The sequence below is a fragment of the Lapillicoccus sp. genome, assembly GCF_046595215.1.
In the GTDB taxonomy this organism is placed as follows: Bacteria; Actinomycetota; Actinomycetes; order Actinomycetales; family Dermatophilaceae; genus Lapillicoccus.
The window spans coordinates 12955-34199 of record NZ_JBKJPP010000205.1 but is presented as its reverse complement, the minus strand read 5'-3'; the positions used below and the strand labels follow the sequence as shown (position 1 = coordinate 34199).

At 70.4% G+C, this 21245-nt stretch carries 18 protein-coding genes, 1 tRNA gene and 1 pseudogene; 13 read left to right on the top strand and 7 right to left on the bottom strand.

The features are described 5' to 3' along the window. Together ACLL9L_RS17025 and ACLL9L_RS17020 are read left to right on the top strand one after the other, a co-directional pair. A pseudogene (locus ACLL9L_RS17025) lies at positions 1 to 231 on the top strand (histidine phosphatase family protein); the annotation flags it as partial. 71 nt (positions 232 to 302) lie between these two features. Beyond that, positions 303 to 375 (top strand) — tRNA-Ala (locus ACLL9L_RS17020). 123 nt (positions 376 to 498) lie between these two features. Here the strand turns inward: ACLL9L_RS17020 and ACLL9L_RS17015 are convergent. Then, positions 499 to 891 (bottom strand): thioesterase family protein, encoded by a 393-nt coding sequence (locus ACLL9L_RS17015; RefSeq protein WP_411285841.1) that lies wholly within the window; start codon positions 889 to 891, stop codon positions 499 to 501. Between the two features lie 241 nt (positions 892 to 1132). Here ACLL9L_RS17015 and leuS point away from each other — a divergent pair, with 241 nt between their 5' ends. After that, positions 1133 to 4057, top strand: a complete 2925-nt coding sequence (gene leuS, locus ACLL9L_RS17010; protein ID WP_411285840.1) for a leucine--tRNA ligase — start codon at positions 1133 to 1135, stop codon at positions 4055 to 4057. 60 nt (positions 4058 to 4117) lie between these two features. Here the strand turns inward: leuS and ACLL9L_RS17005 are convergent, their stop codons facing one another. Both ACLL9L_RS17005 and ACLL9L_RS17000 read right to left on the bottom strand, forming a co-directional pair. Beyond that, a complete protein-coding gene (locus ACLL9L_RS17005; protein ID WP_411285839.1) occupies positions 4118 to 4381 on the bottom strand; it encodes an SHOCT domain-containing protein in 264 nt (87 codons plus the stop codon). A gap of 141 nt (positions 4382 to 4522) precedes the next feature. Then, positions 4523 to 5446 (bottom strand): ketopantoate reductase family protein, encoded by a 924-nt coding sequence (locus ACLL9L_RS17000; protein WP_411285838.1) that lies wholly within the window; start codon positions 5444 to 5446, stop codon positions 4523 to 4525. Positions 5447 to 6260: 814 nt separating this feature from the next. Here ACLL9L_RS17000 and ltrA point away from each other — a divergent pair. The 5 genes from ltrA to ACLL9L_RS16975 all read left to right on the top strand — a co-directional run bounded on the left by ltrA (position 6261) and on the right by ACLL9L_RS16975 (position 12841). Beyond that, positions 6261 to 7517 (top strand): group II intron reverse transcriptase/maturase, encoded by a 1257-nt coding sequence (gene ltrA / locus ACLL9L_RS16995; RefSeq protein ID WP_411285837.1) that lies wholly within the window; start codon positions 6261 to 6263, stop codon positions 7515 to 7517. Positions 7518 to 7698: 181 nt separating this feature from the next. Further along, entirely contained in the window at positions 7699 to 8559 is an 861-nt protein-coding gene (locus ACLL9L_RS16990; RefSeq protein ID WP_411285836.1) for a DegV family protein, read from the top strand. 5 nt (positions 8560 to 8564) lie between these two features. Next, a complete protein-coding gene (locus ACLL9L_RS16985) occupies positions 8565 to 9185 on the top strand; it encodes a glycerol-3-phosphate acyltransferase (RefSeq protein ID WP_411285842.1) in 621 nt (206 codons plus the stop codon). 126 nt (positions 9186 to 9311) lie between these two features. Beyond that, positions 9312 to 10331 (top strand): helix-hairpin-helix domain-containing protein, encoded by a 1020-nt coding sequence (locus ACLL9L_RS16980; protein ID WP_411285835.1) that lies wholly within the window; start codon positions 9312 to 9314, stop codon positions 10329 to 10331. Positions 10332 to 10426: 95 nt separating this feature from the next. Continuing rightward, positions 10427 to 12841 (top strand): ComEC/Rec2 family competence protein, encoded by a 2415-nt coding sequence (locus ACLL9L_RS16975; protein WP_411285834.1) that lies wholly within the window; start codon positions 10427 to 10429, stop codon positions 12839 to 12841. Between the two features lie 5 nt (positions 12842 to 12846). Here the strand turns inward: ACLL9L_RS16975 and ACLL9L_RS16970 are convergent, their stop codons facing one another. Continuing rightward, entirely contained in the window at positions 12847 to 13788 is a 942-nt protein-coding gene (locus tag ACLL9L_RS16970; protein WP_411285833.1) for a LysR family transcriptional regulator, read from the bottom strand. 421 nt (positions 13789 to 14209) lie between these two features. On the opposite strand from ACLL9L_RS16970, the gene ACLL9L_RS16965 reads away from it, so the two are divergent. After that, a complete protein-coding gene (locus ACLL9L_RS16965; protein ID WP_411285832.1) occupies positions 14210 to 14344 on the top strand; it encodes a hypothetical protein in 135 nt (44 codons plus the stop codon). 31 nt (positions 14345 to 14375) lie between these two features. Next, positions 14376 to 15284, top strand: a complete 909-nt coding sequence (locus tag ACLL9L_RS16960) for a Sir2 family NAD-dependent protein deacetylase (protein ID WP_411285831.1) — start codon at positions 14376 to 14378, stop codon at positions 15282 to 15284. A 45-nt stretch (positions 15285 to 15329) separates the two neighbouring features. Here the strand turns inward: ACLL9L_RS16960 and lexA are convergent, their stop codons facing one another. After that, positions 15330 to 16076, bottom strand: a complete 747-nt coding sequence (gene lexA, locus ACLL9L_RS16955) for a transcriptional repressor LexA (protein ID WP_411285830.1) — start codon at positions 16074 to 16076, stop codon at positions 15330 to 15332. 301 nt (positions 16077 to 16377) lie between these two features. On the opposite strand from lexA, the gene ACLL9L_RS16950 reads away from it, so the two are divergent. The 3 genes from ACLL9L_RS16950 (at position 16378) to ACLL9L_RS16940 (ending at position 19135) form a co-directional block, all read left to right on the top strand. Beyond that, the gene (locus ACLL9L_RS16950) at positions 16378 to 16758 is read left to right on the top strand and encodes a LysM peptidoglycan-binding domain-containing protein (RefSeq protein WP_411285829.1); all 381 of its coding nucleotides are present in this window, start codon (positions 16378 to 16380) and stop codon (positions 16756 to 16758) included. A gap of 231 nt (positions 16759 to 16989) precedes the next feature. Beyond that, on the top strand, positions 16990 to 17289 hold the full coding sequence (locus ACLL9L_RS16945; protein WP_411285828.1) for a hypothetical protein: 300 nt from the start codon (positions 16990 to 16992) through the stop codon (positions 17287 to 17289). A gap of 34 nt (positions 17290 to 17323) precedes the next feature. Beyond that, positions 17324 to 19135, top strand: a complete 1812-nt coding sequence (locus ACLL9L_RS16940; protein ID WP_411285827.1) for an alpha/beta hydrolase — start codon at positions 17324 to 17326, stop codon at positions 19133 to 19135. Between the two features lie 63 nt (positions 19136 to 19198). Here the strand turns inward: ACLL9L_RS16940 and rhaI are convergent, their stop codons facing one another. Both rhaI and ACLL9L_RS16930 read right to left on the bottom strand, forming a co-directional pair. Beyond that, the gene (gene rhaI / locus ACLL9L_RS16935) at positions 19199 to 20362 is read right to left on the bottom strand and encodes an L-rhamnose isomerase (protein ID WP_411285826.1); all 1164 of its coding nucleotides are present in this window, start codon (positions 20360 to 20362) and stop codon (positions 19199 to 19201) included. A gap of 14 nt (positions 20363 to 20376) precedes the next feature. Next, on the bottom strand, positions 20377 to 21237 hold the full coding sequence (locus ACLL9L_RS16930; RefSeq protein WP_411285825.1) for a sugar phosphate isomerase/epimerase family protein: 861 nt from the start codon (positions 21235 to 21237) through the stop codon (positions 20377 to 20379). Positions 21238 to 21245: the final 8 nt, after the last annotated feature.

Genomic DNA, 21245 nt, shown 5'->3' with positions numbered 1-21245 from the left:
CTCGGCGACCTCCCCGCGGGGGCCTGCGCGGTCGTGCCGACGCACGGGGCGGCGGCCCGGGCGCCCGCCGCGTGGGTGCTCGACCTCGAGCTCGAGGTGGCCTGGCGGGTGCTCGGTGCGCTCGGGAACTGCCACTGGGGCGAGCTGCGTGAGGGGCGTGCCGGGTGGCGCCTCCAGACGTGGAACGCCTCCTCGGGCGTGGCCTCGCGAGCCGGGTCGTCCCCGCCCTGAGGCCGATTTGGTGGGGCCCGGGGGGTCATGGGTAAACTCGCCGTCGCACCCGCAAGGGTGTGCACCCACTCGGGGCTGTGGCGCAGCTGGTAGCGCACCTCCATGGCATGGAGGGGGTCAGGGGTTCGAGTCCCCTCAGCTCCACACGACGACGATGGCCCGGACACCGCATTGGTGCCCGGGCCATCGCTGCGCACGGGCGGGCGTAGCGCACGGGCGCGCGTTGCCCGTGTCCGGCGGTTCGCCAGGAGCCGGCCGACGGCCCGCTCAGCCGGCCGTGGGCGTGATCTGGTCCGGCGCGCAGCCGAACCGGCGCAGGAAGCGGTCGCGGTCGATGACGGCCCGGTGGACCTCACCCGTGGCGACAACCTCACCGGCGACGTCGAGCACGGTGGTGTGGAAGATGAGCCGCCGCCCGTCACTGACGGGCTTCGAGCACGTGACGACGACGGTCGCCCCGACCGGCGCCGCCTTGATGTGCTCGACCCTGACGAGGGTGCCGACGGTCGTCTGCCCCTGCGCCAGTCCCTCGGCCGCCGCAGCGAAGGCAGCGCGTTCGAGCCAGTTGATCAGGCGCGGCGTGGCCAGCACCGGCAGGTCCCCGCTGCCGAGCCGCTCGGCGGTGTCGGCCTCGGTGACGGTGTGTTCGACGGACCTCATCCGACACAGCGTAGCCGGGTTGGGGGCCCCCTCTCGTCGATGTCGCGGATGACCTCCCACCCTCGCGGTGGGTGTGCTGCGCTAACCTGACGACGTGGCGAAGCAGCTCCTTCTTCTGTGGCCGCGCTGAGCAGCCGGACCTCAGCGTGGCATCCCCTCCTGGTGTGAGGGGCTTTCTTTTGCCCCGGGCCAGGGCCGGGGGCTACGGCGTCACCCGGGAACCACGAGGACGAAGGACACGATGAGCGACGAGACCCCCTTCCGCTACACCGCGGCGATGGCCCAGCAGATCGAGGTCGGTTGGCAGGACCGCTGGGAGGAGGAGGGCACCTTCAACGCGCCGAACCCGGCCGGCCCGTGGGCCGAGCCCGACAAGGTCGCCGCCCTCGGCGAGAAGCTCGTCGTCCTCGACATGTTCCCCTACCCCAGCGGCGCCGGCCTGCACGTCGGGCACCCGCTGGGCTACATCGCGACGGACGTCTACTCGCGTTTCCACCGGATGCTCGGGCGCAACGTCCTGCACTGCCTCGGCTACGACGCCTTCGGCCTGCCCGCGGAGCAGTATGCCGTGCAGACCGGCCAGCACCCCCGCAAGACGACCGAGGAGAACATGGTCGTCATGCGGCGCCAGCTGCGCCGGCTGGGGCTCGGCTTCGACAACCGTCGCAGCTATGCGACGATCGACGAGGAGTACTACCGCTGGACGCAGTGGATCTTCCTGCAGACCTACAACTCCTGGTACGACCCGCACGCGGTGCGTCCGGACGGGTCCCGCGGTGCGGCGCGTCCGATCGCCGAGCTCGTCGAGGCATTCGCCTCCGGTGCCCGCGAGGTGGCGGGCGGCGGGCGCTGGGTCGACCTCGACCGGTCCGCCCGCGAGGCGGTCCTCGCCGATTTCCGGCTGGCCTACACCTCGGAGGCGCCGGTCAACTGGTGCCCGGGTCTCGGGACGGTGCTGTCCAATGAGGAGGTCACCAACGAGGGCCGCTCCGAGCGCGGCAACTTCCCGGTCTTCCGGCGCAGCCTGCGCCAGTGGATGATGCGGATCACCGCGTATGCCGATCGGCTGGCCGACGACCTCGACCGCGTGGATTGGCCGGAGCGGGTCAAGATCATGCAGCGCAACTGGATCGGCAGGTCCAGTGGAGCCCGGGTGACGTTCCCGGTGACGACGACGGCAGGGGAGATGGCCGGGATCGAGGTCTTCACGACACGGCCCGACACGGTCTTCGGGGCGACGTTCATGGTGCTCGCGCCCGAGCACCCGCTCGTCGACGAGCTCGTCCCGGAAGGGGAGTGGCCGACGGGCACGAAGGACGGCTGGAAGGGTGACGACGCCGCCGCGGCGGCGTCCCCGCACGCGGCCGTCACGGCATACCGCACCGCTGCCTCGCGCAAGAGCGAGGTCGAGCGCCAGATGGAGGAGAAGTCGAAGACGGGGGTCTTCACGGGCGCCTTCGCGACGAACCCCCTGACGGGGCGGCCTATCCCGGTGTTCATGGCCGACTACGTGCTGATGGGTTACGGCACCGGCGCGATCATGGCCGTGCCGGGGCAGGACGAGCGGGACTGGGCCTACGCGACGGCCTACGACCTGCCGATCGTGCGGACGGTCCAACCCAGCGAGGGCCACCCCGAGGACCGGGCCTTCACCGGTGACGGCCCGGCGATCAACTCGTCCAACGGCGAGATCTCGCTCGACGGGATGGGTGTCACCGAGGCCAAGGCACGGATCATCGAGCACCTCGGGGCCGCCGGCACCGGGCACGGGACGATCAACTACCGGCTGCGCGACTGGCTGTTCAGCCGCCAGCGCTACTGGGGCGAGCCGTTCCCCATCGTCTTCGACGAAGACGGCACCGCCTACCCGCTCCCCGACTCGGCGCTGCCGGTGCTGCTGCCGGACGTGCCGGACTACTCACCCAAGACGTTCGACCCTGAGGACTCGCAGAGCTCACCCGAGCCGCCGCTGTCACGGGTGCCCGAGTGGGTCGAGGTCGAGCTCGACCTGGGCGACGGCCGGGGTGTCCGCACCTATCGCCGTGAGACCAACACCATGCCCAACTGGGCCGGATCCTGTTGGTACTACTTGCGATATCTCGACCCGGAGAATCATGACACCTTCGTCGACCCGGAGAACGAGCGGTACTGGATGGCCAAACACGCCGCGCCGGTCGCGGGGACGCCGGACGGCGCCAGCGACCCGGGCGGGGTCGATCTCTACATCGGCGGGGTCGAGCACGCGGTGCTCCACCTGCTCTATGCCCGCTTCTGGCACAAGGTGCTCTTCGACCTGGGGCACGTCTCCAGCGAGGAGCCGTTCCGGAAGTACTTCTCCCAGGGGATGATCCAGGCCTATGCCTACACCGACGCGCGCGGTCAGTACGTCGAGGCGTCCCAGGTCGAGGAGCACGTCGGCGAGCACGGGCAGGAGACGACCTTCACCTTCCGGGGCGAGCGGGTCCAGCGCGAGTACGGCAAGATCGGCAAGTCGCTGAAGAACTCGGTCAGTCCGGACGAGATGTACGACGCGTTCGGCGCGGACACCTTCCGGGTCTACGAGATGTCGATGGGGCCGCTGGAGCTGGGGCGGCCGTGGGAGACCCGTGCCGTCGTGGGGAGCCAGCGGTTCCTGCAACGCCTGTGGCGCAACGTCGTCGACGAGGAATCGGGTCGGCTGCTCGTGGGTGAGGAGGCCGCCGACCCGGTGACGAGGACCGCGACCCACCGGACGATCGCCGGCGTGCGCGAGGACTACGAGCTGCTGCGCTTCAACACGGCGATCGCCAAGCTCATCGAGCTGAACAACCTCGTGACCAAGCTCGAGGTCGCGCCGCGGGAGGCCGTCGAGGCGATGGTGCTCATGCTTGCTCCGCTCGCGCCGCACATCGCTGAGGAGCTGTGGAGCCGGCTCGGCCACCTCGGTGGCGTGTCGTTCGTGCCGTTCCCCGTGGCCGACCCGGCGCTGCTGGTGGACGATGAGGTCATCTGTGTCATCCAGATCAAGGGCAAGGTCAGGGACCGCGTCGAGGTCCCGGCCGACATCTCGGAGAACGACCTGCGCGAGCTGGTCCTGGCCCGGGACAAGGTGGTCGCCGCGACCGGGGCGGGGATCCGCACGGTCGTCGTCCGGGCCCCCGGGCTGGTGAACGTCGTCCCGGTGTGAGGCCTTGAGGTGCCGCGCGTGCGGCGTATGGGCCCCGACGGTGTGGGCGCCGAATCGGCGTCAGCTGGCGTCGGTCGAGTGCAGCAGCGCCCGGGCGCGGGTGAACTGGGCCTCGTCGATCTCGCCGCGGGCGAAGCGCTGCGCCAGCAGCGCGTCTGCCCCGTCGATGGCGTGGCTGCGGGTGCCGATCCGCGACGTCGCCACTCCTCCTCGGCGGGCGACCCAGAAGGCTCCGCCCAGCACGGCACCCCAGAAGACCAGCATCATCGAGCCCATCGCGAACCACTCACCCGTGCCCCAGCCTGAGTTCGTCCACCACATCATCGAGCTCACCTCCGCAGTTCCGGCTCGGGAAACTCCCGGGCACCAGACAGAGTCTGCCTTGATCGCCGCGATCGGAGCAGGGCCCAAGGTCCTGCCCGGGTAGGGGACTCCGGATGTCAGGTCCCAGCACGAGCTAGCCGTTCAGATCGGGGTGGTCAACAGCCGCTCGAGTTCGGGTGTGGGACGCCCGGTGCGGCGTAGTTCCTCCAACAGCCCCTGGGCGAGGGTGCGCATTTCCTGGGGGGCGGCTCGGCTGTGACCCCCGAACCACAGCTCGCCCCTCGGGCTGAGAAGCACCCGCCTCCAGTAGGCGATGACGAAGACCATCGGCAGTCGGTAGAGGAGGAGCAGGTTCTGCGGGATCTCGCCGTTCCCGCCCGCCCGCAGCGAGGTGAACGCCTCTCGGGTGGCGCCCACCATCAGCCGCATCGTGGCTGGGTCGGCGGCCAGTCTTGCCGCGTCGACGTCGACCCGGTAGAGGGCGAACGCGATGGGCACCACGAATGCGGCGTGCCCGACCAGCCAGCCCTCGATGTCGGCGCTGATCCTGGTGGGGAAGCCGGCCGCGGCGAGGACGCCCTGCAGGTGTCGGACCCGGGACGTCGTCGTGCCGTCCGGCTCTCCGAGCACCGTCTTCTGCTGACGGATCCGCACATACCGGATGACCGGGCCGTCCCGGGTGCCCGCCACCGCGGGGGAGCCAAACAGGGCACGATCGCCGAGCGCGGCCGTCAGCTCCTCCCGGTGGTTGCCCGTGTTGCCGAAGAACAGCACGTGGCCGTGGTCCTTCATGCCGGTCAGGACCGTCAGTGTGCTCCCGAGCTGTTCGGCGCGGACGGTCACCAGCGTCAGGTCGAAGTGATCTTGGGGAGCGATCTCGCTGACCGACACCACCGGCAGACAGGTGCGCTTGCCGGACTCGGCATCCTCCAAGATCAGCCCCTGCGTCTGCAGGTTGGCCAGGCGCGGACCGCGCGCGAGCAGGACCACGTCGTGCCCCGCGTGCAGCAGCCTCCCCGCGTACACACTGCCGACCACCCCGGCCCCGAGCACAAGAATCCTCACCGGCGCACCTCCCGTCCGGCACAGCACCCGATGACCCCCAGTCAACCGCACCGGGCCCGCGGCACGGACTCGTCAGGTTGGCCCTTCCGGCGGGGGAGGTGTGAGGCAAGCCTGGAATGCTCAGTTCCATGGCTCAGTCCCCGAACGGGTAGCGCCCCGTTTTGGGGATCAGGCGTCAGCCAGACGATCGAGCGGCAGACGCGAAGGCAGCAGCGACGTCACTCCAGAAGAGCCACACCGTGTGTCACGAACGCAGAGAGGAGCCCGGCATGTAGGTAGGGATTCTTGATGCGGTGCTGTACGAGAGATGAAGGTTGGCCCTTCGGAGCCGCCCTACGGGGGGAGGCTCCAAACCGCCTCATGCTGCGTTGGCTGAAGACCGTCGTGGTGAGCGATGAGGAAAAGGCGTCCAGGAGGCGTCAGGTGGGGACTGGGAAGACGACCATTGCTGAAGCATCGAAACTCTTTAGATGACATCAAAACCGGGGTCTGGTGTGTACTCCGGGACGAGCCTGGCGGGTGCCCGCTTACTGGCCAGGTGGTGTCCGGTGTGGAGGTGGCGTGAGCCCCGTCTGCTGCTCTCGTGCGGAACGTGAGAAGGCGTGTCCCGACATTGCTGCGGTCAGCCCGCGGCGACAGGGAGTGCCTTGGCGGCGGAGGGAACTTCGCCGTCGAGGACGTGAGTACCGGCGCGGGACACGCTGGCGGACCGGCTCGTAGTAGTGCTGAGACTCCTGTAATGGGAGTGGAGCGAAGGGGCCGGGTTGTCCGTGGTTCGACTGTTGGATCAACCGGAGTTCCCGGGAGGAATCGAGTGGAAGAGCTGAAGTCATCTAGTAAGCCGTTCGACATCTCGAAGACCGAGGTGTGGGACGCCTGGATCAAGGTGAGGGAAAATCAGGGTGCGTCGGGGGTGGACGGGCAGTCGTTGGAGGCATTCGAGAAGGATCTGAAGAACAACTTGTATCGGATCTGGAATCGGATGTCGTCGGGGACGTACTTCCCGCCCCCGGTGAAGGCGGTGGAGATCGCGAAGGCGCATGGTGCGGGCACGAGAATTCTAGGCGTGCCCACCGTTGGCGATCGGGTGGCCCAAACAGTGGTGGCTGCGCATCTGGGGGCACGGGTGGAACCAGTGTTTCATCCGGACTCCTACGGTTATCGGCCGAAGCGGTCGGCACTGGATGCGGTCGGCGCCTGCCGGAAACGCTGCTGGGAGTATGACTGGGTGATCGATTTGGACATCCGGAAGTTCTTCGACAGCGTTCGGTGGGACCTGGTCGTCAGGGCCGTCGAGAAGCACACCGAGGCCCGCTGGGTAGTGCTGTATGTGAAGCGGTGGCTGGCCGCCGACCTGCAGATGCCCGACGGGTCCTTGCTGGCACGAGACCGGGGCACCCCGCAGGGGTCCGCGGTCTCGCCCGTACTGGCAAACCTGTTCATGCACTACGCGTTCGATCTGTGGCTGACGCGGGAGTTCCCGACGGTGGCCTTCGAACGCTACGCCGACGATGCAGTGATCCACTGCATCACCCGGGCGCACGCCAACAAGGTGTTGGGCGCGCTGCACGAGCGGATGGCCGAAGTCGGTCTGGAACTCCATCCAGACAAGACGAAGATCGTGTACTGCAAGGACTCCAACCGGCGTGGTGACTTCGAGCACACGTCGTTCACGTTCCTTGGCTTCACGTTCCGGCCGCGTCAGGCACGGCGAAGGGACGGGATCAAGTTCACCTCGTTCCTGCCGGCAATCAGCAAGGAAGCCCTGAAGAAGATCGGTGCGCGGGTGCGGTCCTGGCGACTGCACCGGCACACCGGCAGCAGCACGGCAGATCTCGCCCGGATGATCAATCCGGTAGTGAGGGGGTGGATGGCCTACTACGGGGCCTTCTACCGCACCGCGCTGTATCCCGTGCTCCACCGCATCAACACCTACCTGCTGCGGTGGATCATGAAGAAGTACCGGAAGCTCAGAACCTGGAAGAAAGCCATCCATTCCATGAGCAACGCGGCCGCAAACCAGCCGCGGTACTTCGCACACTGGGCCTGGGCAAAACCGGCCACCAGATGATCAGGGCAACAAGAGCCGTATGACGGGAGACTGTCACGTACGGATCTGCGGGAGCCGGGGGCTGAGATGCCCCCGGCTACCCGACCCATTCTCCTTGACTCAAGCAGCTACCTGACACAGGTGCACGAACACCTTGTCAAGGGGTCAGCCGAGTCAGCCTGCAACCGCTAGCGTTCCACGGGTGAGCGTTGCCATCATCACCGACTCCACGGCATACCTGCCGGCGGCCCTGCTGACCGCTGCCCCGGCGCCCATCACCGTCGTGCCCCTCCACGTCGTCCTCGGGGGACGGGAGCATCGTGAGGGCGTCGACATCACGACGGACGACCTCTCGGCTGCACTGCGCAAGTTCACCCCGGTCAGCACCTCGCGCCCGACGCCCCACGTCTTCCTCGACGCCTACGAGGCCGCTGCCGCAGCGGGCGCGACGGGTATCGTCTCGATCCACCTCTCGTCCGACATGTCCGGCACCTGCCAGTCGGCGCAGCTCGCAGCCCAGCAGTCACCCGTCCCCGTCGAGGTCGTCGACTCGCGCTCCCTCGGCATGGCGATGGGGTATGCCGTGCTGTCGGCCGCCGCCGCCTCCGCGGCGGGTCGTGACCTGACCGACGTCGCAGCGGTGGCACGCTGGCGATCCGAGGCGGCCACGGTGGCGTTCTACGTCGACACCCTGGAGCACCTTCGTCGCGGGGGGCGGATCGGCGCGGCCTCGGCGCTCGTCGGGTCGGCGCTGGCCATCAAGCCCATCCTCACCCTCGTCGACGGCAGCATCCGCCCCCTCGAACGGGTCCGGACCTCGAGCCGCGCCCTCGCCCGGCTCGTCGAGCTCGCGGTGACCGCAGCCACGGGATCCGGGGGCGTCGTCGACCTGGCGGTGCAACACCTCGACTCCGTCGCCCGCGCGCAGTCGCTCGCGGGCCAGCTGCGCGAGCGGATCGAGAACGTCGGGGACCTCGTCGTGGGCGAGCTCGGTGCGGTGGTCGGTGCCCACGTCGGCCCGGGAACGCTCGCCGTCGTCGTGTCGCCGCGACCCCCCTCGTGAGCGGCATGCCGGTGACGGTGCTCGCCTGGGTCGGTGGCGCGATCGCCGCGTTCCTCCTGGGGTCGGTCAACCCCGCCACGATCTTCGCCCGCATCCTGCGCAAGGACCTCGCGAGCGCTGGGTCTGGAAACCCGGGAGCGACCAATGCCGGCCGGGTGCTCGGCGTGCGATGGGGCGTCGTGGTCGCGGTGCTCGACGTGCTCAAGGGGTTCCTCCCCGCCTTCGTCGTGCTCCGGGCGATCGGTGAGATCCCGGCGTACGTCGTCGGCGTCGCAGCCGTGCTCGGTCACGTCTTCTCCCCGTTCCTGCGGGGCCGCGGCGGCAAGGGGGTGGCGACCGCGCTCGGTGCGGTCCTGGCGGTCCAGCCGTGGTTCGGGTTGGTCATGGTCGGGGTCTTCGCGGCGGTCCTCGCACTGGGCAAGTGGGTGGCCGGGGCGTCGCTGGTGTCGGCTGCCGTGCTCGCGGCGCTGGGGTCCCTGTCGGGGGCGGGGGTGCTCCCGGGGTCAGGGGCGACCACCGTCTGGACGGTCGCGTTGGCCCTCGTCGTCACCGCCCGCCACCACGCGAACGTCCGGGCGTGGCTGCGGGCCCGGGGTCTGCGACGGTCCGGCCGGGCGGACGCCTAGTCCTCACCCGAGTCCGTCGTCGTGCGTCCGCTGGTCGTCCACAGCCTGCCGGCGTGAGGCCCCACGATCCACAGGGGCCGCCAGCGTCGTCGCGAAGGCGCGGGTCAGGTCCCTAGCGTCGCTCGTATGCCGCGTCAGCCCCCTTCCCCGCCGGTCACCGCCCGCATCCGCGCCCTGCTCGGTGTCGACGGCGCGGGGCGTAGGTCCCCACGGGCAGCCCGGGCCCGGGTCATACCGGCGGGCGAGCAACCCGTGTGGGGGTGGATCCCGGACCCCCCGGAGCAGGTGGTGGGCACTAGCGACCACGAGAGCGGACGCGAGACTCGCGTTGTCGTTGCTACGGGGCGCGGGGGGCGGCATCGACCTGCTGCCGGTCCGGGCATCGTCACGACGCCGTTGGCGCTGCGGGGGGCGCGGATCCACGTCTCGTGGCAGGCGGTGGTGGCATTCGTCGTCGTCCTGCTCTTCGCGGCTGTGGTCTTCGCGGTGCGGGTGGCGAGGGCCGAGCAGACCTCGACGTCGAGACCTGTCGTTTCTGCCACGCCGGCCGGGGTCGTCGGTCGGAGTCTGCCGTCCGCTTTCGCCACCACCAATGTCACCGGACCCGCGGCACCCCCGCCGTCGGAATCGGTCGCGGCAGGAGGTGGCGGTTCGGGGGCGGGGTCGAACGCCGGCCTGGCGACGATCGTGGTCCACGTCGTCGGTCAGGTGGCCAGACCCGGCGTGGTCACGGTGGTCTCGGGCGCGCGGGTCGTCGACGCGATCACCCTGGCCGGCGGACCCTTGCCGGGCGCCGACGTCCAGCAGGTCAACCTCGCGCGAACCCTCGTCGACGGCGAGCAGGTCTCGGTGCCGAAGCCGGGCGAGACCATCCCGGCGGCGGGCGCGGCCGGCGCGGCAGGCGGGGTCGCCGCCGGGGGAGCGCGCGGGGGTGCGACTGCAGGTGTGGCGGGGGCGCTCATCGACCTCAACGGCGCTGACGTCGCGACCCTCGACGGACTCCCCGGTGTGGGCCCGGTGCTCGCGCAGCGGATCGTGGACTGGCGCACCGAGCACAAGCGATTCACCACGGTCGACGAGCTGGGAGAGGTGAGTGGGATCGGGGACAAGCTCCTGTCGCAGATCCGTCCGAAGGTCAGGGTGTGACTCATGATCCGCCACCCTGGCCACTGCGGGCCGAGGGCGGCACCGCTGAGCCGCCTCGCGTCATGCAGGTCAGTGAGCCCCCCAGGTCGTCGTCGGTGGACGTCCGCCTGCTCATCCCGGCTCTCACCGCGTGGGCGGTGCTCGCCGGGGCGCTGGGCCTGCCCGTCGGGTGGCTCCTCGCCTGGTCGGGCGCCCTCGTCGCCCTCGTCGTCTCGGCCTGGGGGGTGCGCCGCATCCGACTGGAGCGAGAGACGTCGCCGCCGAGCGACCTGAGCCACCCGAGCCCGCCGAGAGTCAGGGGGACCGGGAAGAGGGCCGAGAGCTGGCGCCGTCTGGCAGCCCTCATACTCGTGGCAACGGCCCTGGCCCTGCTCAGTCTCGCGACGCACGTCGCGGTGAGGGAAGCGGGACCGGTCCGTGAGCTCGCCGCCGACCGGGCGACGGTGAGCATGGACGCCGTCGTCGCCAGTGAGCCCAGGCTCGTCGCCCAGCGAGCGGGGCGCCTCGGCGGCGAACCCCTCGTCATCGTGCGCCTCGACGTGCAGTCGGTGACCGGGCGCGGCGCCGAGGCCGCGGTGGCCAGCCCGGTCCTCGTCCTCGGGGACGCGTCCTGGCTGCTCGTCCGGTGGCAGGAGCGGGTGAGGCTGACAGGGCGGCTCCAACCGACGGACGACCCGGGCGACGATGTCGTGGCGGTTGTCGCCCCGAGAGCGCCGCCGACCTCGCTCGAGCCGCCCGGGCTGGTGCAGCGCCTTGCCGACGTCATGCGGGCGCGTTTCCGGCTGGCGACGGACGAGCTGCCGGCTGACGCCCGCGGCCTGTTGCCGGGCCTGGTCATCGGGGACACGACCAATACCCCGCCGGACCTCGATGACGCCATGCTCCAGACGGGGATGACCCACCTGTCCGCGGTGAGCGGGTCCAACGTCGCCATCATCCTGGCCGCCGGGCTCGGTGTGTGCCGGATCGCCGGGGTGCGGCGGCGCTGGCGCCCTGTGGCGGCACTGGCCATCCTCGCGGCGTTCGTCGTCCTCGTCCGGCCGGAGCCGAGCGTCATCCGGGCGGCGGCGATGGGCACCGTCGGGCTCCTCGGGATGAGCACCTCGAGGCGACGAGCCGGCATACCCGCCCTTGCCGCGGCCATCCTCGTCCTGCTCTGCTGGGACCCGTGGCTGGCTCGGTCGTTCGGGTTCGCGTTGTCGTCGCTCGCCACCCTTGGGCTCCTGCTCTTCGCCAACCCGTGGGGCGCCGTGATCGGGCGCTGGCTCCCCACGCGGATCAGGCACTGGGGACCGGCGCTCGCGATCCCCGCGGCCGCCCAGCTGATGTGCGCGCCCGTCGTCGTGCTCCTCCAGGGCTCGGTCACCCTGATCGGCGTCGTCGCCAACCTGCTCGCGGCACCCCTCGTCTCGCCCGCGACCATCCTCGGCGTCGCCACTGCCCTGCTGTCCGTGGTCTGGACCGGCGGCGCCTCGCTCCTCGGCCGGCTCGCCGCGCTGCCGACGCTGGGCATCGCCTGGGTGGCCCGGACGTGCGCCCAGGTCCCGATGGGTTCCGTCCCTTGGCCGGACGGCGCCCCGGGTGCGCTCCTGTTGACCGCCCTGAGTCTGATGGCCGTGCTGACCGGGCCCTGGATCCTGCACCACGTCCGCCGGAAACCGTTGGTGGTCATCGTTGCCGGTCTCCTCGCCGTCGCGTCCGCCCTGCCCACCCGGCTGGTCACCTGGCCGCTCGTGGGCTGGCAGCTCGTCGTGTGCGACGTGGGTCAGGGGGATGGCATGGTGCTGCGGGGCGGGGCGGGGAGCGCCGTCGTCGTCGACGTCGGCCCGGATCCCAACGCCATCGACGGGTGCCTGTCCCGGCTCGGGGTGAGCGTCATCGAGGCGATCGTCCTGACCCATCTGCATGCCGATCACGTCGACGGCCTTCCCGGGGCGCTCCGGGGACGGCAGGTGCGCCAGATCCTCGCGACCCCCGTCCGCGAGCCGCCGTACCAGTGGGACGAGGTCCGCCAGTGGGCCGGCCAGGCCCAGGTGCCACTCGCAGAGCTGTATGCCGGTGACGACCTCAGCTGGCCCGGCATCACCGCCCACGTGTGGTGGCCCGCGCGGGTCATCCGGGAGGGCTCGGTGCCCAACAACGCGTCCGTCGTCCTCACCGTGAGCGTCACCGGCCTGAGAGTGGTCCTCCTCGGCGACGTGGAGCGAGAGGCCGCCCACCAGATCCTCCTGGCGATGCGACGCGAGGGACGCACCCTCGACCTAGGCTTCGACGTCGTGAAGGTGGCCCACCACGGGTCGGCCAACCGCGACGACGAGCTGCTGGCGGCGCTGCACGCGCCGGTGGCGGTGATCAGCGTCGGGGCGGGCAACGACTACGGACACCCGGCGCCCTCCACCCTGAAAGCGTTGGGAGCTGACGGTTTCCAGGTCTCGCGGACGGACCAGGACGGCGACGTGGCCTTCGCCCGCACCGACGACGGGCAGGTCCTCGTCTCAGCCCGCCACTGATGCCGTCAGGTCCTCAGCGCGGGGACGGGCGCCGGGACGAGGCCGCGGCCCTGGGCGCTTTCGCAGAGGGCCTCGAGGGTCGCCTTCACGGCCGGCACCCGTTGCAGGTCCTCGGTCGTCACCGCATGGATCTGCCGACGGGACGCCGGCTTGAGCGGCAGAGTGACGACGTCGGTGTTGTGCGCGGCCGCCAGGATGAGATCCGGGACCAGCGCGACGCCGAGCCCCTCGCTGACCAGGCCCAGGACGGCGATGTAGTCCTCGGTCTCGAACGACACGGTCGGGCTGAATCCCGACTGCCGGGCCAGCGCGAGCAGGTGACCCCGACACCGGGGACAGCCGGCGATCCACGACTCACCGGCAAAGTCAGCGAGCTCGGCGTGGCCCTTGGCGGCCAGCGGGTGGCCCTTCGGGACCGCGAGGCGCACCTCGTCGTCGAGGAGCTTGCGGGTGACGAACATGTCGAGGTCCTCGCCGCGGGCGATCTCGCCGCCCTCGTAGGCGAAGGCCACGGCGATGTCGCACTCACCGGCCCGCAGGGCGGCGATCGACTCCGGTGGCTCGCCCTCGCTGAAGGTCACCGTCACGTCCGGAAAGCGCTTCTTGACCAGGGCCAGCGCCCGCGGCACCAACGACGCCGAGGACGACGGGAAGGCCATCAGCCGTACCCGACCCGAGCGAAGCCCCGCGATGGCAGCGACCTCCTCCTCGGCCGCGTCGAGCGCCGCCAGGACCCCGACCGCATGCCGGGCGAGGACCTGACCGGCCTCGGTGAGACGCACGTTGCGCCCGATCCGCTCGACGAGGACCGTTCCGCTGCGCTGCTCGAGGCGCCGGACCATCTGGGAGACGGCCGGTTGGGAGTAGCCCAGTGAGGCGGCAGCGCCGGTGAAGCTTCCCTCGTCGGCGATGGCGCGCATCACGCGCAGTCCGGCAGCGTCGATCATCGGCCCAGTCTATAACGTCTTGTTATCGAATCGCCACGTTCCTGCTGCTCCGGTGATCTCAGAGTCCGACGCGGATCCGGTGTCGGGCGGGTGTCAGCGATGGGTGCCCCGTTCCACCTCGGGGCCCTGCGCCGGCTCGACGAGCTGGGGTCCCCGGCGGACTGCCGACGGTGAGTGCCGTCTCCGGTGGGTCGATCATCGCCGTGCTGCGGAGCGACCCCCGTCTCACCTGGCCGGGTGAGCAGGACGCCACGCAGGCGGGGGTGGTGGGCTTCGAGGAGGCTGGTTGCCGAGCCGATGCGGGCCATGGCGTGGCACAACCTGCGCACCCCGGCACTGCTCTCGAAGGCGTGGCCCTCGCGCTCATTCATCAGGACGCCGCCGTCCGTGCGCTCGCGGACCAGTTCGTCCGGCAGCTCCCGTGGTGGTCGACTCCGTTGCGGGACAACGCCGCCGACGCGCCTCGCGCCTCCCGCACGACGAGGTGGCCGACCCGGCATACGCGCTCGCGGCCCTGCGCGACTCCGAACCGCGCACCGTGGTCGGCCGGTTCTGAGCGCCCGGAGGGGGCATTGGATACTGGAGCGGTGACCTCGAGCGCCCCGCAACCCGCGACCCCCACCGAGCCGTCGGCGCTGACCGACCTCGTGCGCCGCGGGAGCGTCGTCGTGCTCTCCGGGGCCGGTCTGTCGACCGAGTCGGGGATCCCGGACTACCGCGGGCCGGACGGGACACGACGGGTGACCCCGATGCAGTACTCCGAGTTCACCGGATCCACGGCCGCCCGCCAGCGCTACTGGGCGCGCAGTTTCATCGGCTGGCAACGCTTCTCACGCGCCGAGCCCAACGTCGGTCACCGCGCCGTCGCCCGCCTCCAGCAGCTCGGCGTCCTCGACGGCATCATCACCCAGAACGTCGACGGGCTGCACCAGGCGGGCGGGGCTCGCGACGTCGTGGAGCTGCACGGGAGCCTCGACGTCGTCGTCTGCCTCACGTGTGGCGACCGCACGGGACGGCTCGACCTCGACGAGCGGATGACCCTCGCGAACCCGGGCTTCTCCGACCGGGTCCTGGGCGTCGTGGCCGACGGGTCCAAGGTCTCCAGCCAGATCCGCCCGGACGGCGACATCGTCCTCGATGACGAGGTGGTCACGAGCTTCGTCCTGCAGCTGTGCCTCGTCTGCGGGGCAGACACCCTCAAGCCCGATGTGGTGTTCTTCGGTGAGTCGGTCCCCAGGCCCAAGGTGGAGCAGTCGTTCGCCCTGGTCGAGGCGGCCTCGTCCCTGCTGGTGCTCGGGTCGTCGCTGGCGGTGATGAGCGGCTACCGGTTCGTGCGACGGGCCGCTCGCGACGGCATACCGGTCGCCATCGTCACCTCCAGCCCCACGCGAGGTGACGCGGAGGCCACGGTGCGGATGCACACGCCGCTGGGCGAGACGCTGCACGCCCTCGTCGCCGAGCTGGCCAGCGAGGGCGTAAGAGGCGTCGACGGCTGAGTCGGCACCCGGTCCTCAGGTGTGGGGTGCTCGGATGTGGCGGGCTCAGATGCGACGCAGGACCGCGGTGACCTTGCCGAGGATCGTCGCGTGGTCACCGTCGATGGGCGAGTAGTCGGGGTTGTGCGGCATCAGCCACACCTTGCCGTTGGTCCGCTTGAACGTCTTGACGGTGGCCTCGTTGTCGAGCATCGCCGCGACGATGTCCCCGTTGTCGGCCGTCGGCTGCTGTCGCACGACGACCCAGTCACCGTCGCAGATGGCCGCGTCGATCATCGACTCGCCGACGACCTTGAGCAGGAAGAGCGAGCCCTCTCCGACGATCTGCCTCGGCAACGGGAAGACGTCCTCGACGACCTCCTCGGCCAGGATCGGACCGCCGGCAGCGATCCGCCCGACCACCGGCACGTAGGCGGCCTCGGGACGCGTGTTGCCGGAGTCGGTCTCGGTGTCGAGCTGGCCCGTGCTGAGCTGACCCGTGCTGTCGAAGATCTCGCTGGTGCCACTGTCGCCGGAGCGGTAGCCGCGCTCGCCGGCGGCGGCGTCGGGAGAGACGACCTCGATGGCGCGGGGGCGGTGGGGATCGCGGCGCAGGTAGCCCTTGCGTTCCAGCGCCGAGAGCTGGTGGGCGACGCTGCTGGGACTGGTCAGGCCGACGTCCTCACCGATCTCGCGCAGGCTGGGCGGATAGCCGCGACGGTCCACGGAGTTGCGGATCACCTCGAGCACCCGCCGCTGGCGGACGGTCAGACCGTCGCCCTGGCCGCGCTCCGGCATCTCGTGGACTGCCATGTGTCCCAACTCCTTCGTCGTCGCTGTCGTCACTGCACGGCCGGCGTCCTGTTGTTTGCGCAGGTCAGATGCCATGTCAGACCCCGGTGATGGACTACCGGACATGAGGACAGCCTACGTGTATCGAACGTCCGTTCCAAACATATGTTCGAGGCGTGTCTCGACTTTCTCGAACACCCGTGCTACACATTGTCCAAGCGTTCCATCGTACATCCGTTCGATGGACCGCTCGCCGGACCGCCACCTTCGGGCCGTCGCACCAACCGTCCCCGTCCCCGGGGTCGACGAGATGGAGGACATCATGAGTGCAGCCGTTGCATGGGAGGTCGCCCCGCTCGAGGTGCGCCCGGGCCGACCCGCCCTCCACCTCGTGCCACGCGGCAGCTCGGCCGTCGCGCGGCCCGCGGTCAAGGTCACCCGGTTCGGGCGGCTGCTCGTCACCGCCAGCACGGTCGCCATCGTCACTCTCCTCGCGCTCACCATCCTCGGGGTCGGCGCCGCCGGAGCGTCGATCGATCACCGGGTCACCGTCGACGCTGGCCAGACCCTGTCCCAGGTGGCGGCGGCCGAACTGCCGCAGCTGCCGGTATCCGAGGGTGTCGCGCAGATCCAGCTCGCCAACCACCTCAACAGCAGCCAGGTCCATGCCGGCCAGGAGCTGGCCATCCCGTCGCCCGGCTGAGGCCTCGGAACGGTCGACGTCCGCGTCGACCCCGCTGGACCTCGATCCGGCTCCCCTGACGGCTGCCAGGCCTCGACCCCCTGGTTGCCGACCTCGCGAGAGGACGAACGCCGCCCACCAACGCCGTGGGCGGCGTTCGGGCGTTCGTCACCGGCTGGACCTGTGGACAAGTGCCGGGCCACTGCTGCGTCCTGCCTAGGCTCGGATCCTTGACCGATGTGGGGAGGGGACATGTTCTTCACCGTCGATCCGGACGAGATTGGCGTGCTGGTCCGTCCGATCGCTGCTGCTGCGAATGCTGTTGCGGCCTGCGACCTTGAGGCAGATCTCGCCGTATTGGGGCTGGCGCTGCCGGGCAGCAACAGCGCCGACAGCATCCCCTCACTCGGCAGGCAGTGGGCGGCGTTGATCGTCGGGCTCAGCGAGGCGGCTTCGCTCCAGGCGGCGCGGCTCACCACTGCCAGCACGTCCTATGCCGTGAGCGAGACATCCGTGCGCGCCTCACTGTCCGGAGGCGGAGCGGAGTCGTGACCTGCTGCTCGCTGTCTGCCGAGGACCGACTGCCGTGAGGCTCACCTACGGTCAGCTGCGGCTCTGGCGGGCCGACGTGCTGGGAGAGTGCGCCCGCTCGGTGGCAGCCAACCAGCGGCGGCTGGAGGCGCTCGCCAGCCTGCTCGTCGTCAGCCCCCGCGGGGGTGGTTGCTGGGACGGGGAAGCGGCGGAGGCAGCGGCAGCACGGCATACCGAGCTGAGGGATGAGCACACGCGGGTCGTGGCCGCCGTCGTCGCCACCGCGTCGGCGTTGGACCGGGCCGCTGAGCAGGTTGCCGCGATCGCCAGGCTCGTCGAGCTCGCCGACGAGGTGGCAGGCACGCACGGGCTGACGATCACGCACTGTGGCGAGGTCGTGGAGGTGCCCGGGTGGCCGATCCCGGCGGATCCCACCGCGGCACAACAACTGTCGTCGACTCGGGAGCGGGCGCGCTGGGAGGTGCGCGACGACGTCGAGCAGTTGATCGCGCGAGCCGGTGACGTGGACGCCAGCCTCCACGCGAGTCTGGTGGCCGCCCTGAGCGGGGCCGTCGCGGCGTCCGGTGGGAGAGCTCCGGCGCCGCTCAGCCTGTCGCCGGGGGGAGGCGCCGGCGCGGGCCCGAGCAGCGTGCCGCCCGGACTCGGCGGCCCGGGGTGGACGCCGTGGGACAGCGCAGCGTGGTGGATCCTGCTGACCCCGTCCGAGCGCGATGCGGTCATCGCTGAGCACCCTGAGCGCGTCGGACCGACGGACGGGGTGCCGGCCTGGGCGCGGGACCGGGCCAACCGCGTGCTCCTCGACCGGGCCGAGGTGTGGCTCGTCGGCGTGCAGCAGCGTCTGCGGACCCTGATCGAACCGGCCCTTCCACTCCTGCCGGCCCTGGCACTGCTCCCGACCCTGCCACTCCTGCCACTCCTCCCAGTGGTCGCCGCAAGGACCGCCAAGGCGGCGGCGTCCAGTCGGCTGGAGGCCCAACTCGCGGCCGTACGGGCCATCAAAAGCGTTCTCTCGCAACAGGATGGTCGAACGCGACAGCTCATCCTCATGGATCCCTCTGGACGACTGGTCACGGCGGCAGTCACCGTCGGAGATCTGGACCGTGCCGGGCACGTCGCGGTGTTCGTGGGGGGCCTCACGACCTCGGTGGAGGGCGACATCCGCAGGTATGACGCCACCATGGGCGAGATGAGCGATCTTGCCCGACGCCAGTCCAGAGTCTCCGGAGACGGCCGGGACGTGGCTGCCGTGACGTGGATGGGATACGAGGCCCCGCAGTGGGACGACATCACCGAGCCGGACCGCTCGGTCCTGCTGCCCCGTGCGGCGCAGGCCGGGGCCCCGCACCTGGCCGCCTTCGTCAACGGACTCGACGCGTCACGAGGCGCACGGAGCAACCAGGCGCAGCTGACGATCTGGGCCCATTCCTACGGTTCACCAACCGCAGGGATGGCCCTCGCCGGGGCCAACACCGGGGTCGACGACCTCGTGACCTTCGGCTCACCGGGGCTCGGGGTGACCGACCTCGCGTCGCTGCACCTGCCTCCCGGGCGCGTCCACGTCCTCGAAGCCGGGGACGACGTCGTTGCCGACCTGGGCCGGTTCGGACCGGATCCCGACCGGATGCCGGGTGCGGACGTCCTGTCCACCGTGTCGACGACGCTGCCGGACGGGACCCGGGGCGCCGCGTCGAGTGGGCACAGCGAATACCTCAAGCCGGGGTCGACCAGCGCGTGGAACCTTGCCGCCGTCGCGGCCGGCACACCCCAGCTGCTGGTGCGCCGCCCCCGGTGCGCCGAGCCAGCCTCTCCGCTGGACACGTCGTGTGCCCCACGACGCCGGCGCTGAGGGGTGAGCGGATTCCCGGCTGATGGCCGACGGCCCACGGAGCACACCCGCCGGGAGCTGCCGTCACGCGCCCCAGGACGCCTGCTTGCCCCCGACGCGCTGCTCGGTGACCCGCTCGAGATAGCCCGACGTCGTGAACGCCGTGACCGGGTCGCGCGGCAGCCCCCTGGCCTCGCGGGCATCGGCGAGACCGGCCCGGACGTCCGTGTTGTAGGCGTCCATGAGGACCGCGTTCGCGCCGAGGACGTCACCCGACTCCTGGGCGGCGACGAGGGCGTCCTCGTCGACGAGCAGGGCCTTGGCCAGCGCCTCCTCGACGTTGAGGACCGACCGGATCTGGGCCTGGACCTTGGGCTCGATGTTGTGGCACTGGTCGAGCATGAAGTTGACTCCCGAGGCGGGCAGGTGCGCCGACTGCTCGACGATCTCGCGAAGGATCCGGAACAGCTGGAACGGGTCGGCCGCCCCGACCATGAGGTCGTCGTCGGCGTAGAAGCGCGAGTTGAAGTCGAACGCCCCGAGCCGTCCGGCCCGCAGCAGCATCGCGACGATGAACTCGATGTTGGTGCCCGGCGCGTGGTGGCCGGTGTCGAGGACCACCTGCGCCTTGTCGCCGAGGGCGAGGCAGTGCGTGAGCGAGGTACCCCAGTCGGGGATGTCCATCGAGTAGAACGACGGCTCGAAGAACTTGTACTCGATGAGCAGTCGGTGGTCCGCGTCGAGCAGCGCGTAGACCTGCTGGAGCGAGTCGCAGAGTCGGTCCTGGCGGCCCCGGAGCGAGTCCTGCCCGGGATAGTTCGTCCCGTCCGGCAGCCACAGCTTGAGGTCGCTGGACCCGGTGGCCCGCATGACGTCGACGCACTGGCCGTGGTGGGCGATCGCCTTGTCCCGGATCCTCTTGTCGACGTGGGCGAGGGAGCCGAAGCGGTAGTCCTCGTCCTGGAAGAGGTTCGAGTTGACCGCCCCGATCGCCACCCCCTCTGACTGCGCGTGCGCGCGGAGCGCGTCGAAGTCTTCGACGAGGTCCCACGGGATGTGCAGCGACACCCGGGGGGCCATTCCCGTCAAGCGGTGCACCTGTGCGGCGTCCGAGATCTTCTCGAAGGGGTCGCGCGGGACCCCCGGGCTGGAGAAGACCTTGAACCGGGTCCCCGCGTTGCCGAACGCCCACGAGGGCAGCTCGATGGTGAAGTCGTCCAGGTCCTGCAAGCGGGTCGTGGTCGTCATCTGCCGGGCTCCGATCAGGTGCCGTAGTGGGTGTGGATGAACTCCCGGGCGTCCTTGGCGAGCTGCATGCTGTCGGTCCAGGTGTTGCGCCAGATGGCGAGGTTGGCGGACAGCGTCGGGTGGACGACCTCGGACGAGAACGACTCGAAGGTCAACACCCCCTGGTAGTCGACCTCGTGCAGCGCCGCGAAGAACTCCTCGAACTGGATCGACCCGGTGCCGAGCGCCCCGCGGTGGGACTCCCCGAGGTGTACGTAGCCGAGCTTGCCTGCCGTTGCGGCAGCGTGGACGGCCCCCGAGAACGAGACCTCCTCGATGTTCATGTGATAAACGTCGAGGTGGGCCACGACGTTGTCCCGGTCGACCTCCTCGAGGAACGCCAGCGTCTGCCCGGTCGTGTTGAGGACGTTGCTCTCGTAGCGGTTGACGAACTCGAGACCCAGGGTGATGTCGCTCGCGGCCGCCTTGTCGGCGAGCCACGCCATCGTCTCGACCGAGTTGGCCCGGCCGCGTTCGGTGACGGGAGCGGCATACCGGCCGAGCTTGGAGAAGATCACCCCGCCGAGGTAGTGGCCGCCCACGTCGCGGACGAGGTTGACGGCACTCTCGAGCAGGACGCGCCCCCGTGCGACACACTCCGGGTCCTCGCTGGAGACGTCGGTCTCCTCGGACAGACCGAGGGAGACACCGACTTCGAGGCCATACTCCTGGAGGAGCTTCGCGGTCAGGTCGGCGTCGAAGGTCTCCGGCTCGAGCGCGGCGAGCTCGATGAGGTCGTAGCCGGCCTCCTTCGAGCTCGAGATGGCCTTGCGCGCCTCGTCCGGGCTCCAGCCGCCGACCCACACCAGGGCGTGGACACCGATGGTGTTGCTCATGTGCATTC